Genomic DNA, 15,127 nt, shown 5'->3' on the forward strand with positions numbered 1-15,127 from the left:
CTTCTCTCTGTGCTTGATTCTTAACCTCTTCAATACCAATTAGATAGTTAGGGTTCAATCCCCCCATCAAAAGGTTGTATTTTAAGGCTCGATTTTTCTATTAGCTTTGTCCAATGAGCCAAAACTTGTGCTTGTATTGACTCTGCTGTTTCTGGTGTTAGACCTCGCCAATGAATTGCTAAACTTACAGGTTTTTGTTCACAGTGATTTTCTAAATTCAGTAAGCTAATGCACTCTTTAGCTTGAGAAATAATATTTCTCGTAGCTTCATCAGGATATACAATCGTATACTTACCATCACTAGATAGATATTCCCAACCATGAGAACCCCAAATTTCTGGAAGAGGATCTATATCTATCAGTGGCACTAAATCCTGTATTGCTCGTCCACTAATGATAATTAATCGAGTTGTTTGACTATCGCGGATGTCACTCAGTAACTCAGTAACACCTTGGTATGGGAAAGCTTGGTCGCGTTCAACTCGAAAGGGAGCAAGTGTACCATCATAGTCAAGTAAAAGTAAACGCTCCTGAGCTTTAGTGATGTGAGCAAAAAAGAAATCTAAATCAAGTTGTGGTGATAAAATCTCCATCTGACACCTTATTCTTACTTACTTAGTCTAGATAACATCACACATTTACAGCAAGTGCTTCTCAGACCTATAATTTACTCAGAAAAATTTTAGTTCACCCCATCCACTCTACCCAATCGGGAGCAGATGCAATCAATTGAACAAAACCCTCTGGGCAAACTTCTTCAAATTCCAGTATTACCCCCCAACGCTGATCAGTGGTTAGGGTACCTGCTGCACTGGGTTGTTAAAATTTCATCTTACACGCGAACCAACTTGCTTCTGGCTTCCTCTGCTAAAAACTGCGCTACTTGTTCATTAATCTCCCTTTTGACAATTTGGCGATACTCAACGAAATGCTCGATTTGAGCGCAAACTGACAGATAACTACTTAAACCGCCTGGATTGTAGCGATACATATTCCAAAAATTACGCCAGAACTGCCACCGAGTGTTACGAAGAACGCCTTGCCGCCAACATATAGTTAATAAAGCCCGAATTGTGACCCAATTAATCGGTTTTTTGGCATTTTTACCCTTTTTGGGATAAGTCGCCTCACCCAGAATTCGGTAGTGGCGATAAGCACGATCTAAAAACTTTGTTGGCTCATATAATTGCCAAAAAGCCTCCACATACTCGTTGGCGATCTCATCTAAGGGGCGAGTCGGTACATAATTCATCAACGTGGTTTGGTTGATGTTAGCTGATTTAGTGCGAAGTCGTCCTTCTTTTTCTAGGCGATGCCAGAGGGCGGTATCAGGCAAGGCTTGCAACATACTAAACAACGCTGTCGGAATTGATGTTTGTTCTACAAATTGTACAATTCTCGACCCGGCACCAGCCTTTTCACCATCGAAACCAATAATGAATCCTGCCATTACCCGCAAGCCTGATCTGGTGATCGCATTCACTGCCTCACTCAGGGAATCCCTTGTGTTTTGATGTTTTTGGGTGAGAGTCAAACTAGCTTCATCTGGTGTTTCAATCCCCAAAAAGACAGCACCAAAATTGCATTGCACCATCAAATCCATTAATTCTTGGTCGTTTGCCAAATCGACTGAGGCTTCTGTGGCAAAAGAAAAAGGATACTGATGTTTCACCATCCAAGGTTTTAGTTCTTTCAGGAACAGTTTGACATTGCGTTTATTGCCAATGAAATTGTCATCCACCATGAAAATGCTGCGTCGCCAACCCAACTCGTAGAGACGATCTAATTCTTTCAGTAATTGCTCTGGTGCTTTTGTTCGCGGCTTGCGACCGTAAAGCACAATGATATCGCAAAACTCGCACTGGAAAGGGCATCCTCGTGAAAACTGTACTGACATTTCTGCATAGGCATCGAATTCCAACAGATCAAACCGGGGAATGGGCGTATGGGTAACATCTGGTCTTTCGCCATTGGCACGGAAGATTCCCGATTGTTCGCCCTGTGCGATCGCACGGGTAAACAGGGGCAAAGTGATCTCTCCTTCATCCAAAATTAAATAGTCTGCTCCTACCTCCATCACTTCTTGAGGTAATGCAGTTGCGTAAGGCCCACCTACTGCTACCCGTTTTCCTCTGCGTTTTGCCTCCTGAATTTGCTTTAATAAGTCTTCCTTCTGCACGATCATGGCGGACAGAATCACCAAATCTGCCCAATCCCATTCTGCTTGGTTAACTTCGCGGACATTGCGATCAACTAGCTTAAATTCCCATGACTGTGGCAAAATAGCGGCAACCGTTACTAACCCAAGCGGCGGTAACATCGCTTTGCGATTGAGCAATGCCAGGGTCTTCTCAAACGACCAAAAGCTTTTTGGGAAAAGGGGATAGAGGAGCAAAATATTCATCAAAAACCTCCAATAAACTGTATCCCTCGCTGAGACTGAATGGTGTATTCAACATACCACTCGCTTGAGAGTAAGATACACGCTCTCTTAACTTAGATTACTAGAATTCACTGTATTTAGCTCGGTTAACAGGCGAGTTAAATAAAAATATAAAATGAAAAGAACCAAACAAAGCAGTAACTAACATGGAAATCTTAGTAGACATTATCGCGCAGCTTTTGTTAGAAGCAATTGTGGTTTTGTGTGCATGGGTTATCTACAAAATTTGGGTGTTCGTCAAGTTAAGGTGGTGATATTTGTTTAGACTGCGCGAGTCAAAATCACAAACTTTTCGCCACTACCAGTTTTGGCAAACTCTTCTACCTGCTCAAAACCTAACTTCTGCCACATACGTTGCGCCCGTTTATTAAACTGTGCGATCGTCACCCGACAAAATTGCGCTTTATATCGGGTAGCCCCAAACTTGATTACAGCTTGGGCATACTGCTTGCCATGTCTAAGTCCTGTTAAGTCTGGCCGTATCCCAATACCTAAGTCCAAAGCTTCAACCCCATAGTCGCCACCAGACACTTGACCATCCACTCCGAAAGAACAATAGCCTTCGATTTCCCCAAGTGGGTTTAAAATTGCATAAAAAGCATTGTTTGGGTCAAGCAGATAGCACAAATCTTCAAGGACAGTATCAGCGTTAAAGTTATAAAAATCGTATGGGGGAGTATAGCGCCAGTTAAGAATTGCCAACGCATGATCCTTGTGGAGTGTACGACTCTGCGCTGTTTTTATGAGGACTACTGTTCAGATACAAATACTGGGTGCAGGGTTTATGCAATGGAAAATCATTCTTTGGAATGGATATTACCCACATATGCTAATTGGGTGAAGTCGAATGAGTTAGACCGCTTAATTGTAATTCCCAAGCTTTATCAGATTCTTAATTCCTGGTTTGCTAAAATTCAAAGTAATTCTATTCCAAAAATGCGCGTACCTTGGGCAAAATTGGGCTGGTTTGATAGAGCGTCAATTTGGATTAATCGGCAACTTGAGACTTGCGGTAGCGTGCCTTGGGCTGCTAGCCATGCTCTCCGGGCTGATCGCAAGGAGCATTCGTTCAATCTTCCCAAATTAAGATCGTTCTTACGCTGAGGATTTGGGTTGGTTGTGGATTGGTTTTTCCTTAGACCTTAGACTTAGACGGAACAAGATATGTCACCCCACCAAGTCCAACCATTCCTCCACCGATGACATACATCATATTTTTATTGAAGTATTGGGAGCCAAGATAACCAAAGGCGATTGCCGCCACCGTTGTAACAATCATTTGAGGTAGTTTCATTAATATGCCATCCTTTGTTTAACTTGCTGTAATAGTAGATAGTTTCAACCTAAGCTTCGCCACGATAAATAAACAGGCTCTTTGCCTAGATTTTTTCCTGAATATTTCAAATAGTAAACTCCCCTCAAGGCTTGCACTACATTCCACAGACAGGTAATCAAACATCCTTGGGTAGAAAAGGTAAGAAAGGGTTATTAAAGATGGTGCAGTACAATAAATAGATAGATTTCCCAGACAAAGAAAATATTTTTAGAGAGTATGCTTGAAGAAATCAGAATTAGAAAAGCCTCAGAAAGTGACTTTGAAGAAATAGATAGATTTGATGTTTTGGGCGGATATAGGAAAGCCGAAATACAAAAAGGAGATAGATTTCGATGATTTGAATTGGGAGCAGAGAAGTTATGCTAAATGGAAAGCTTATGGCGACAGCAAACTTGCCAACCTCTATTTTACCTACGAACTCGACCGAAAACTGAAAGATAACGGTATCGACACACTTGTAACCGCCTCGCATCCGGGCTGGACAGCAACCGAATTGCAGAGAAATGCGGGTGGCATTGTGGAATATCTCAACGGCATTGTTGCTCAAGACATCACAACGGGTGCATTACCGACTCTGCGGGCGGCAATCGAAGCAGGCTTAAAAGGCGCAGAATATTTCGGCCCCAATGGGTTTATGGAAATGCGCGGCTATCCAATAAAAGTCGAATCAAACGAGTTATCCAAAGACCAAGCGATCGCCAAAAAACTATGGGTTGTATCGGAAAAATTAACCGATGTGAAATTTGAATTTAATAAAAAGGCGCAAAACGCGGGTAAATAAGAAAACCCTGCTAGTGGTAAGTTAGGGGTTTTCTGTCTACTTTCTGCTTTGTGTCTAGATGTCTTTCTGCCTCTGTCCCTTGCTGTATAAGGGTTATACCTGAATGTCACGCTTGAAAACGTGAAACCCTTGTGAAGACTGGGTATAGGGGTGTGGGGTTGCAGGTCAGGGCTAGAGCCGCTTACTACGAAATAAATTTAGCTAACTTTATATTAGTTAACATCGTTTGATTTATTCTCATCGACTTATTTATTACTAGAATTTAGACTGTCGAATGGGAATCTGAATTACAAATTCTGCTCCTGCTCCGGGTGCTGAATGGCAATATATCTTGCCACCATGCAATTCGCTAATAATTCGGTAACTAATTGATAAACCTAAACCCGTTCCTTTACCAACATCTTTAGTTGTAAAAAATGGATCAAATAATTTTGCTTTAACTTTTTCATCCATTCCCAGACCATTATCAGCAATACGAATTTCTACCCAGTCATTACTGATAATATCTGTGCTAATGTGGATTTGCGGATTTTCAGTAGTTAATTGTCCATTGTTCGTTGTTTTTTCATTAACCATTGACAGCCGAGTACTTAATAATGAATCTTCCAAAGCATCAATTGCATTAGCAATAATATTCATAAATACCTGATTTATTTGTCCAGAATAACATTCTATTAATGGCAATTTTCCGTAGTTTTTAATTATTTTAATTCCCTTTGAATTATTTGGAGATGCCTTGATACGGTTGTTTAAAATAATTAATGTACTGTCAATTCCTTCATGAAGATTAACTGCTTTAAACTCAGCTTCATCTAAGCGAGAAAAGGTGCGGAGTGACTTGATAATCTCAGCAATTCGCTCTGCTCCTATACTCATAGATTGAAATAATTTTGCAGAATCTTGCTTAATAAATTCGAGTTCAATCACTCGAATCTCTCGTTGAATTGCAGCTACTGGTTCAGGGTAATGGTGCTGATAGAGTGCCACTAACCTCAGCAAATCTTGAAAATATTGATTAGCATAATTTAAATTACCATAGATAAAGCTAACTGGATTATTAATTTCATGAGCAATTCCAGCTACCAGAACTCCAAGAGCAGACATTTTTTCAGATTCTATCAGTTTCATCTGCAAAGCTTGGAGATTTGCTAGTGCAGTTTCTAGTTCGTGACCTCGTTTTTCTAGAGCAATTTGCGACTCTTCTAATCCTCGAATCACACTTTTGAGAACTGATTCTCTGAGTTCACTGGCATTCTCAAGTTGTTGTCGATCTGCTTCGGAACGGTCAAGTTTTTTTTGGAGAATCCGAACAGTTTTTTCTAACAGTTTTAATCTGCTCTCATAGTCTGTAGGTTCCATACGTCTCTACTGTGTTCCCAGAAGTAGAGTTACAAAAGTTTCTTGATGATAGTAAGTCGAACCTTGATGTTCTAATGGCGCAAATTCACCATAGGTATAAAATCCACAAACAGGTACTTCTGGAGAGAGTAAATTTTTTACGAGTTGATATTCTTCCTTTGCCCTTGTACCTAAAAGCCAGCGGCGACAGCAACAGGAAAATAATAAAACGGCTTCTGGTTCTGTTCCCGGATAATTTTCTAAGGCATTTTTCAATGAAACCTCAGCAGCCGCAATAACTTCGTTCCGGCTGATATCTGTCACTTGAACCGTGGCTTGCTCTGGAATATCTCCTAGAAAATTGATGCTACCAGTTTCAACATCATAGGTATTAGGCACTCGCATATAGTAGCGATCGCTCTCTCCTTCATACACTGCTAAGGGATTTTCCGCAGTCGGCGGGCGATCGCCCAAATAGCGTGCATAGAATTCGAGTGCTGATTTACCATCAATTTCGTAAAGGACGGTTCCCTCAGCCTTGGTGACAATGCTCTTGTTCCCAATTGGTTGCCAACCACAGGAAATTCCATAGGAAAATTGAATATTTCCCGAAAAGATGAGAACTGGTAGGGAATCGGTTAGAACTTCGTTACCGAAGAATTGGTAAGTTTTTTTAAATCTAAACTGATCTCCAGCAGTACCACCCAAAATAGGAACTTGGGAACCCAAAGCTAGTTTTAACCCTTTAAGAATTAACTCTCCATTAGTGGTTGAACCATCTGCTATGTAACTAGCAGGTATAGAAATGCATAATTTCGCAGCATGAGTGCTTTTCTCGGTTGCTTGTTGTACTGCTTGATGAGCAGCAGCTAAAGGATTCTCTTTTGCTCCATACCCTACACCAGCACGAATTTCTACAGTGTCAGAGCAAAAAAGCATCAGTGTCAAAGAATCTTGTTTAAACCCTAATATGGAAGAGATTTCACCATCTGTAGTGCAACCAATTAAATCAATTCCAGGAAATACTTGGTCAATTTCTTTCAGGATGAGAGCATATTCAAAATCAATGGCTGCAAATAAAATACCCGCCTGGGGTATAATACCTGCTAAATCTTGAGAACATTGTTCTAATACTTCTAAAATTGCATCTTGAGACTCTGGATCTTCGCTGTGACCAACAACAACTTTAAACATTTTGATCTCCTATTCTTAGTTAAGTTTGCCCACTTAACCTTTAGGAATCACATCAAGATGTTTTAACATCCACCAAGAATCACTGAGTTGTTCATTTGTGTCCGCACCCCCCCGATTATTATCTCCAATTTCATTAATGGGGGTGTGGACGGAGGATTAATCCCATATATAGCCTTCATTCGAGCCGCATAAGCCGTATTTCGTTCTTGTTCCTTTTGACGTTTCCTTTCTCTCTCTCCTCCCGTTGCCGTTGCCGATACTCCAGAACCTTTCGAGCAAACGCCACATCCTCAAGAGGTCGGCGTGACTCAGTGGATAAACCCAATTGCGCGTGCTAAAACTGACTTCAACTGCTATTGCTGCATTAATATGGGAATTTGGAGCATTAATATTGCTTTCTATTCGTAGGCAAGGAAAAATAAAGAATAGTGTGGCCACAATTAATAGATGATTGAAATTGTTGAAGCAGACCTTAATCTGCCTGCTCATGCAGACGCTATGGTTCAATTAATGGATGAGTATGCGCTCGACCCAATGGGTAGTGGCAAAGGGCTGTCCGACTACGTTAAAGCAAATCTAACAGCAGAACTTGCAAAGAGAAAAGCGGCTAATGTCAAGTCGCTTCGCTCCAATTCAAAATTCAAAATTATCAATTCAAAATTAAAGAGATTAATGGGGGCTTGCACCCACCACTAATATAAGACTGTCAAATCAGAGATTGTGACGGGGGCTTGAACGAGCGAATTAATCAATTGCGAAATTTTATTTCTTCCTCATTTTGCATTTTGAATTTTGAATTTTGAATTTAAAAAGGTCATTCTCGCCTTTGTCAATGCCGAACCCGCAGGGCTTGTTGTTTGCTTAGAAGGATTCTCTACCTTCGCGTGTCAGCCATTACTTAATATTCACGATGTCTTTGTTGCTTTACCCTATCGGCGTAGAGGCTTGTCTCAACTGCTGCTACAAAAAGCGGAGGAGATCGCTTTCGATTTGGGCTGCTGTAAACTTACGTTAGAGGTACTAGAAGGAAACCATGTTGCCCAGTCAGCATACAAGGTGTGCGGATTCAGTGGCTATGAGCTAAATCCCCAGATGGGCAAGGCGTTATTCTGGGAGAAGAAACTAGTACAGATGACTGATGAGGAGAAAAATTTTTCAAGCAGATTGATATGATTACTTGTTATTTGCGCTACGTTCTCGACCCTGACAAAATTTCGGATTTTGAAGCATACGGACTTATGTGGATACCATTGGTGAAAAAATTCGGTGGAAACCATCATGGGTACTTCCTTCCACATGAAGGAGCTAATAATATTGCCGTAGCTCTATTCAGTTTTCCCAGCCTTGCAGCATACGAGCAATACCGGATAGATTCCCAGCAAGATCCAGCTTGTCAGGAAGCCTATGATTTTGCACGTCGAACAAAGTGCATTGTCAGTTATGAGCGATCATTTATGCGTCCAGTTTTAGGCGATGTTAATAATTTTAAATAAAACAGTAGCCCCATCCCTAAATAAACAGTATTGATTGAGGGATCAGAACATTCTGTAGCAAATTGTAATATAGCGTGAAACGCACCGAATACGACTTTAATTTGAGATGTAATTATTATGGCTATAAATACAGATAAAATATTATTAATCACTTCAAATCAATTTCAAAAAACCAAATTAAATGACTCGATTTGTACATGACGAATTTGCCAAGGACTATCTAGAAGAACTGTTAAAACCTTATGGGGAAGTAAAATCATCAGAAAAAGTATCAGGAGAGATTAAAGAAATTGATGTATTATTTACTCCATCAGCACAGCAAAACTCTAATATAGAATTGTTAGGGATACTAGGAAGATTTGCCGAATTTCCGGCAATACTAGAACCATTTCGTAATGCAGCTTCTGGTGATGAAATCTGTGATTGTCTTCAAAAGTTATTAGAAGTAAAAGCCGGATTGCGACGAGATGCTAAAGCGAATAAAACTAAACTCCAGGATTCAAATATTCCTAAATTATGGGTTCTGACTCCAACTGCATCCCCAGCAATATTATCGAGCTTTAATGTTAATCAGAAATCGGGGTGGCTACCAGGGATATACTTTTTAGGTGATGCTTTAAGAACTGCAATTGTTGCTATTCATCAACTGCCGCAAATACCGGAAACCTTGTGGTTAAGAATACTGGGTAGAGGAAGTGTGCAGTCACAGGCGATAGTGGAATTATCAGCGTTACCATTGAATCACCCATACAAGCAAGCAACGCTAGAATTGGTGTACAACCTACGCGAAAATTTAAGAATCAATCAAAATTTAGAATCAGATGACAGAGAGTTAATTATGAGATTAGAACCACTTTATCAGCAAGACCGTGAAAGAGCCAAAAAAGAAGGAAAAGAAGAAGGACAACAGGATTTAATTATCCGTCTACTAAATCGTCGTTTCGGTGAAATTGATGCAGTGTTGATTGAACGAATTCGAGGATTATCTATTGAGCAATTGGAGGGGTTAGTAGAGGCGTTATTAGATTTTTCCGTTGTGGCAGATTTAGAAGCTTGGTTAAATCAGCAAGCCTGATAATAATGCCACTACACCGCCACCAACCAATCGCACACCACCGACTTACACCCATCCGCAAAGTTAACCCAAACTTGTCACTGCTTTATGTATCCATCCACTCCACCCAATCGGGAGCATCTGCCACCAATTGAGCAAACCCCTCTGGGCAAACTTCTTCAAATTCCAGCATCACCCCCCAACGCTGATCACTGGTTAAGGTACTGAGTATTTCTTTAACCACTCCCACCCCACTTTCTACCTTGTGAGCAACTAGTTGGGCATAATATTTAACTCGTTTCCACCAAGAATCACTGAGTTGTTCATTTGTGTCCACACCCCCCCGATTATTATTCCCATCTTCATTATTGGGGGGTGTGGACTGCGTGTTAATGCCATACTGAGTCTGCATTCTAGCCGCATAAGCCGCATTTCGTTCCTGTTCCTCCTGCCGTCTTTTTTCCTTATCTTCCCTGTGTCGTTGACGGTACTCCAAGACGTTTCGAGCAAACATCACATCCTCAGAATTTAAACGGTAATATCTGACCCGCTTTCCATCCTCAAGCGGTCGGCGTGACTCAGTAGACAAACCTAGTTGCGCGAGGTATTGTCCCAAAATCCATATAGGCGACTCGTCAAGGGGAATGGTTAAATTCAAGATCCCCTTAACGTGAGGTGCATTACGTTTGGAGAAATCCGCTAAAGCTTCAACAACTGCCTCATTACCTGTAACTTCAATCCCATCCATCAAATCTGTCAACACCGTCCTCAATCCCAGCCGATGACGCATGAGCCATGACGTAGAATGGTTACTCCAATCGGTGCAGATGCTTAAACGTTCACGCTCCGACTTATCTCTATCAACAACCACAGCAGGCGGTGTGACAAATTCTCTTCCCTGGTCATCAGTGATTGTTTCCCCTGGTTCTGCCAAAATTGCTTCAAGCGCAACAATCTTTTTAATCAGCCTTCCCCCGTCATCTTTTTCCACCAGTTCCGGGGTAACACTCATGCCGTAGGTGTCCTGGATGCGGAACTTTTCACATTCCAAAATCTCCTCTGGCTTGAGATAGTCCTGATGCTGCCGACTTTGATAAGTTTTCCGGTCGATATCCTTGGCATTAGCCACTTTACGGTAATGCTCCTCATCAATGGCAATCCCGGCTGCCTTCATCCATCGAGCAGCCCCTTCATTTCCCTCATCTCCTACAGGAATGATGGTGTTACCCATTTCTTCTAGGAGCGATCGCAAATCAGCCCGTAAATTATTAATTGACCAATTGCGCTGGGCTTCGATTTGACAACTGGTATCCAATGCCCAATCCTTCTCCGCTCCCCGTTTACCCGTTTCTTTATCGATACGGATTAAATACGCCGTCATTTCGTTTTTCTGGAGAATGTTCTCTTTAATATTTCGGGCATTGGTTTCGGCATAACCAAAGGGAGGACGCGGAGCCACCCAGATATACATCGGCACATTATGACGATAACGCCAAAGCTGCTGGGCGCATTCAGTAGCTGCCTGGGAAACAGCGTGAAACACACCAAACACCGCATCAAAATGATACGTCGAAATGTCAACACCTGTACCCAGACTAGGAGTTGTTAACAAAGCATCAATAGTTTGAATCGCAGTGTTAATTTCCTTGATAAAAATGACATTCTCCTCACTGCCGCTATTTTCCGAGTGAACAGTCCAAACTTTCAATTGACGGTCGGCTTCTGGTTCTGGCGTATTGTCTTCATCAGTATCGTTAAATACAACTCCATTCAATGCCCGTTCCAGTTTTTTGATAAACCGTTTGCTATCACTGACCATCATCAACTTTTTGCCCAACATCAGTTGACAGTGGAACTCTGCCACCAACGCGCTACTATTGCGACCTTCGTACCAGTATGCTTTTCGACCACCCGAACGATACAGGTTTTTGATAATGTATGGTTGTTCACCCGCCGGACGCATGGCGCGGAAAAAATCAATGGTCAAATCATCCAGGTGGGCATCTGCCAAGACTACCAGTTTGGCGTTGTAAACTAGGTATTCTAAAACTTCTAAAATTTCCCCCCGGTGTTCTTTGCAAGTTTTGGACTTGAGCAGGTGGGCGAGGTACTGACAAGCTTCATCGATAAAAAGAATATCATACGCCTGCAAATCATTCGCCATTTTATACAAAGAATCTACGGTGATACTGAGGGCTTGCGCTTTGCCCCAATCACCGTAAGACATCGCGGAGTACATGGCAGTTTTTAGGCGATCGCTTAAATTTTTCAGCAGGTTGACGCGATGACCGTTGTTTAAAAAACTCAACTGTGGTCGGGCTTGTCTCATCCGGGCGAGTAATTCAGTTTTCCCTGTTCCCATGTCAGAAAGTAAGCAAACCAGCCCAGATTCAGGTAAGGAGTTGATGGCATTGGCTAAAAAACGGCTGTTGACTGTCACATCTGGTTTATACTTCCTCAGTCCCCTGGCACGATTGATGAAAAATCTTTGTTGATATTCCCTGAATGTAAGGGCATCAGCAATCATCGCCGTCACTGCTTTGTCTGCCTTCTTGCCCAGTGCCACAACCCAATCGTCAATGCCTTTTTCTGGCCCTGGTAATAGTGCTACGTCGCACTGACAATTTAATTGCAAGATTACTTGACAGGTGCGGCGGGTGGCTTGAAAAACGTGGTGCTTGGTTTTTGGTTTGGTTTCGTAGTCGAATAGGATCGTAAATTTGCGTGTCGGTTGCGCCATTGGCACTAAATCGGGGTGCAGCCGTTCAAAATCTTCTTGACCAATGCGACCGTTCCAAATTCCTGGTAGTGCGATCGCTGCAAATCCCAATGTCAGAAGACAACCCGCTTTCTTTTCGCCTTCTGTGAGAATGATAGGAATTTCTGGGTGTGCCATTACCCAAGCCCAAAATCCTAACGCTTCCCCTGATTCTGTAACTGTGATGTTTTCTGGCATCGGCACATCATACCGCAGGGCTACCAACTTCCAGATGTGCAACGGCACTCGCAGATAAGTGACACGGTTTGGGGTTTTGGGTGGTGATTCGTATTTGACGGGCTTTTCGGTGTACTGTTGGGCTTCGTTATCCCATTCAAAACGGGGGTTGTCGGGCTTCATCCTTCCCCATTCCATTGGTTGCCAATCGTGATGAGGATCTAGTCCACTTACCCACCATGCACTATTAATGTGAGCGTATCGTCTTAAGTTTCCTTCTCGTAGTCGTCCATCGTTTCGTCTAGCAGTTTGCGGTAGGGCGTATAACAGATACTCGTATACTTCATTTCCACTTAGGGAACGGACATTTAGTGCAGTGATAGTAGGGTCAACGGCTGAACCATTCACCCATTCTGAATAATGCTTTTGTGCTAAATCGTTGTTGTTATTATCTCCGGTTGCAGGCATATCCCCTCCAATATTTTTACGCATGGAAAAGTCAGCAGTATCAAAGGCATACTGCTGTTGAAGCTCCTCAAAGAAACTTGTTAAAATCTCAGCACCAAGAAAAGATATGCTGTTGGTTATTGGGTCAAAGTTCTAAATCAACTGGTGATTATTCGTCAGCCTTTGCCCATGAATCGAATTGAGGAGGAACAAGAGGGCTTGAGGTTATCTCCCTCCTCCCGTGTGCGGTCGAAAAGTCAAATTGATACGTGTCCTAACTACTTTTTTGGTTTTGGGAACCTGATGCAGATGTGTAGACTGACAGCCAGGATGCATCACAAGCAAACTCCCGTGTTCCAGCCAGAAATCCGTTGGTCTGCCATTTCTCGGTTTGATTTGAAATTTGCGACATGACCCCAGGCTGACTGACGCAATTGCTGGGTTAAGTCCCATTGATTCCTCATTGTCTGAATGCCACCCACCCTTCGGGAATTCAAAATGCAAAATGCAAAATGCAAAATTAAGATTTGTTCCTTTCATTTTTAATTTTGAATTTTTAATTTTGAATTGAATGCGGTACTGATTGCCTATGACGATACGGAACTGATAACCAGTCAATGCAGTGATGCGATCGCGTATGTTAGACAGAGCTTCTGTCCAACATAGTGGTTTCAAAAACACGCTATTGGAGTAAAGATAGTTACAGCCTGCATCACCGTACAGACACTCCAAGCGAGGTACAGGGATAATTTTCTCCAGCATTTTGATTTGGTTTTGTTGCCATTGCAGGTTTAGGCAGTGTTGGTACAATTCGTTGGCTTGTTCAAGGCTCAAGAAGTCGGGATAGTAGGTGACGGGTAGAACTGGTGAAGATTCGGGAAACAAATTGAGTTGTTGCATGATATTTTCTCTATCAGTTAGTTTTGGTTGGCACAGAAAACTTCAATCAACACACTTTCGGGATACAGCCCAACTCGCCCAAAACGTGGATCATGTATGCGCTCGATTTCGATATTTTGTTTTCGACACAATGCACTTGCCTTTCTTCCCTTAGCACTCGCTTCTTTCACGGATATTTCTAAACCTTGAAGATTGGCGAAACCAACAACACTGTATTTATGGCCACATGGAGTATTGAAACGATCCTGTTCTATTTCAACTGCTTTGAGCCTTGTCAATATTTCAGTTTGTTGCCGTTTTTGCTCCAACAAACGCTGTTCTTGTTCGGCCATCTGTTGTGCAATCGCAGCGAGTAATTGCACTTGAGTCATGGATTGCTGCTGTACAGATTCAATATCCATAATCACTTTCATTAGGGTTCTATTAGCCCAGATACGGAACTCGACAGATACCCATCGGGCTAAATCAATTGCAATTTCTGGATGTATCCAAGTGCTTTGTTCGCTGCCATGTCCCTGAACCTCAATCACCAGGGACGATATGAGGATCTTCATATCGTTAGAAAGTGCTTGCAAATACTGCTTTGTAGACTTAAGCTTCGTATAATCGGCTAGAAATTTGTTATTGGCCTTGCACATCTGAGTGCCGTTAACGAAGCCTTTGGGTATGCTGTATTTCCCTATTTGCCCATCTTGAGGCATCTGGTTAATTTCTGAGTCGCGCCAAAAGTGTGTCAACATGATTAATTATTTGATTATTTTTCCAATCGTTAATTACTGAAAAAAACTCAGACATTCACCCGCACTAAATCTGATTCCTTGACAAATGAAAATCGGTTTACCTTATCTGGTGTTTGGGTTAAAGTTGGCGATCCCATTTCGATCACATAAAACCAAGTCCCATTGAGTAGCCGAATCCCCCAAACGAGTCGCTGATTTGTCGCATGATCATGAAAACGCAACATCACTCGTTCGCCCAGCACGAAAGTCGGTTTTTTCACAGTGGTAGCCTGTAATCGACCAGTGCCAATGATTTGATGTTGCGTAGCGTGTAGAATTTCGTTATCACAGCCAATCGCATAAATCCATCGGTCATATTGCCAGTGGACACCGCAGCAATAACCAAAGGCTCTCGTATTTTTGAGGTAAACTCCCTAGCTATCTAATTGGTGTTGTTTGGAGGTAAACTGAAAAACACCTACCAGCA

General features: G+C 42.1%; 15 protein-coding genes and 1 pseudogene. 6 read left to right on the plus strand and 10 right to left on the minus strand.

Translation table 11 applies throughout. From position 1 onward, the window contains the following. Nucleotides 1–47: 47 nt before the first annotated feature. From ACM0OS_RS24925 to ACM0OS_RS24935, 3 genes are all read right to left on the minus strand, one after another. Nucleotides 48–593, minus strand: a complete 546-nt coding sequence (locus ACM0OS_RS24925) for a trehalose-phosphatase (protein WP_414545867.1) — start codon at nt 591–593, stop codon at nt 48–50. A 239-nt stretch (nt 594–832) separates the two neighbouring features. After that, nucleotides 833–2,404, minus strand: coding sequence for a B12-binding domain-containing radical SAM protein (locus tag ACM0OS_RS24930; RefSeq protein ID WP_414545868.1), 1,572 nt, complete (start codon nt 2,402–2,404; stop codon nt 833–835). Between the two features lie 300 nt (nt 2,405–2,704). Continuing rightward, nucleotides 2,705–3,145: a GNAT family N-acetyltransferase gene (locus ACM0OS_RS24935; RefSeq protein WP_414545869.1), complete on the minus strand. Its 441-nt coding sequence runs from the start codon at nt 3,143–3,145 to the stop codon at nt 2,705–2,707. An 87-nt stretch (nt 3,146–3,232) separates the two neighbouring features. Between ACM0OS_RS24935 and ACM0OS_RS24940 the strand changes: the two genes are divergently transcribed. Next, nucleotides 3,233–3,547: a hypothetical protein gene (locus ACM0OS_RS24940; RefSeq protein ID WP_414545870.1), complete on the plus strand. Its 315-nt coding sequence runs from the start codon at nt 3,233–3,235 to the stop codon at nt 3,545–3,547. Between the two features lie 31 nt (nt 3,548–3,578). Here the strand turns inward: ACM0OS_RS24940 and ACM0OS_RS24945 are convergent, their stop codons facing one another. Continuing rightward, nucleotides 3,579–3,737: a hypothetical protein gene (locus ACM0OS_RS24945; protein ID WP_414545871.1), complete on the minus strand. Its 159-nt coding sequence runs from the start codon at nt 3,735–3,737 to the stop codon at nt 3,579–3,581. Between the two features lie 322 nt (nt 3,738–4,059). On the opposite strand from ACM0OS_RS24945, the gene ACM0OS_RS24950 reads away from it, so the two are divergent. Next, the gene (locus ACM0OS_RS24950) at nt 4,060–4,560 is read left to right on the plus strand and encodes a hypothetical protein (protein ID WP_414545872.1); all 501 of its coding nucleotides are present in this window, start codon (nt 4,060–4,062) and stop codon (nt 4,558–4,560) included. A gap of 255 nt (nt 4,561–4,815) precedes the next feature. Here ACM0OS_RS24950 and ACM0OS_RS24955 read toward each other — a convergent pair whose 3' ends face one another. Both ACM0OS_RS24955 and ACM0OS_RS24960 read right to left on the minus strand, forming a co-directional pair. After that, nucleotides 4,816–5,919, minus strand: coding sequence for a sensor histidine kinase (locus ACM0OS_RS24955; RefSeq protein WP_414545873.1), 1,104 nt, complete (start codon nt 5,917–5,919; stop codon nt 4,816–4,818). Between the two features lie 6 nt (nt 5,920–5,925). Further along, entirely contained in the window at nt 5,926–7,092 is a 1,167-nt protein-coding gene (locus ACM0OS_RS24960; protein WP_414545874.1) for an FIST signal transduction protein, read from the minus strand. Nucleotides 7,093–7,539: 447 nt separating this feature from the next. Here ACM0OS_RS24960 and ACM0OS_RS24965 point away from each other — a divergent pair, with 447 nt between their 5' ends. From ACM0OS_RS24965 to ACM0OS_RS24980, 4 genes are all read left to right on the plus strand, one after another. Then, a complete protein-coding gene (locus ACM0OS_RS24965) occupies nt 7,540–7,788 on the plus strand; it encodes a hypothetical protein (RefSeq protein ID WP_414545875.1) in 249 nt (82 codons plus the stop codon). A 96-nt stretch (nt 7,789–7,884) separates the two neighbouring features. Beyond that, entirely contained in the window at nt 7,885–8,265 is a 381-nt protein-coding gene (locus ACM0OS_RS24970) for a GNAT family N-acetyltransferase (protein ID WP_414545876.1), read from the plus strand. Beyond that, nucleotides 8,262–8,585, plus strand: coding sequence for an NIPSNAP family protein (locus tag ACM0OS_RS24975; protein WP_414545877.1), 324 nt, complete (start codon nt 8,262–8,264; stop codon nt 8,583–8,585). The genes ACM0OS_RS24970 and ACM0OS_RS24975 overlap by 4 nt, the downstream gene beginning before the upstream one ends. 181 nt (nt 8,586–8,766) lie before the next feature. After that, nucleotides 8,767–9,660 carry a DUF4351 domain-containing protein gene (locus tag ACM0OS_RS24980; protein ID WP_414545878.1) on the plus strand — a complete coding sequence of 298 codons (894 nt, stop codon included), beginning with the start codon at nt 8,767–8,769 and terminating at the stop codon, nt 9,658–9,660. 85 nt (nt 9,661–9,745) lie between these two features. Here the strand turns inward: ACM0OS_RS24980 and ACM0OS_RS24985 are convergent, their stop codons facing one another. The 4 genes and pseudogenes from ACM0OS_RS24985 to ACM0OS_RS25000 all read right to left on the minus strand — a co-directional run. Further along, entirely contained in the window at nt 9,746–13,042 is a 3,297-nt protein-coding gene (locus tag ACM0OS_RS24985; RefSeq protein WP_414545879.1) for a plasmid replication protein, CyRepA1 family, read from the minus strand. 204 nt (nt 13,043–13,246) lie between these two features. Then, a complete protein-coding gene (locus tag ACM0OS_RS24990) occupies nt 13,247–13,921 on the minus strand; it encodes an alpha-ketoglutarate-dependent dioxygenase AlkB family protein (RefSeq protein WP_414545880.1) in 675 nt (224 codons plus the stop codon). Between the two features lie 17 nt (nt 13,922–13,938). Next, nucleotides 13,939–14,661: a KilA-N domain-containing protein gene (locus tag ACM0OS_RS24995; protein WP_414545881.1), complete on the minus strand. Its 723-nt coding sequence runs from the start codon at nt 14,659–14,661 to the stop codon at nt 13,939–13,941. A 47-nt stretch (nt 14,662–14,708) separates the two neighbouring features. After that, a pseudogene (locus tag ACM0OS_RS25000) lies at nt 14,709–15,059 on the minus strand (DUF1392 family protein); the annotation flags it as partial. Between the last annotated feature and the right edge of the window lie 68 nt (nt 15,060–15,127).

Origin of the sequence: Nostoc sp. CCY0012 (assembly GCF_963920855.1) — a bacterium.
Taxonomy (GTDB): Bacteria; Cyanobacteriota; Cyanobacteriia; order Cyanobacteriales; family Nostocaceae; genus Cyanocohniella.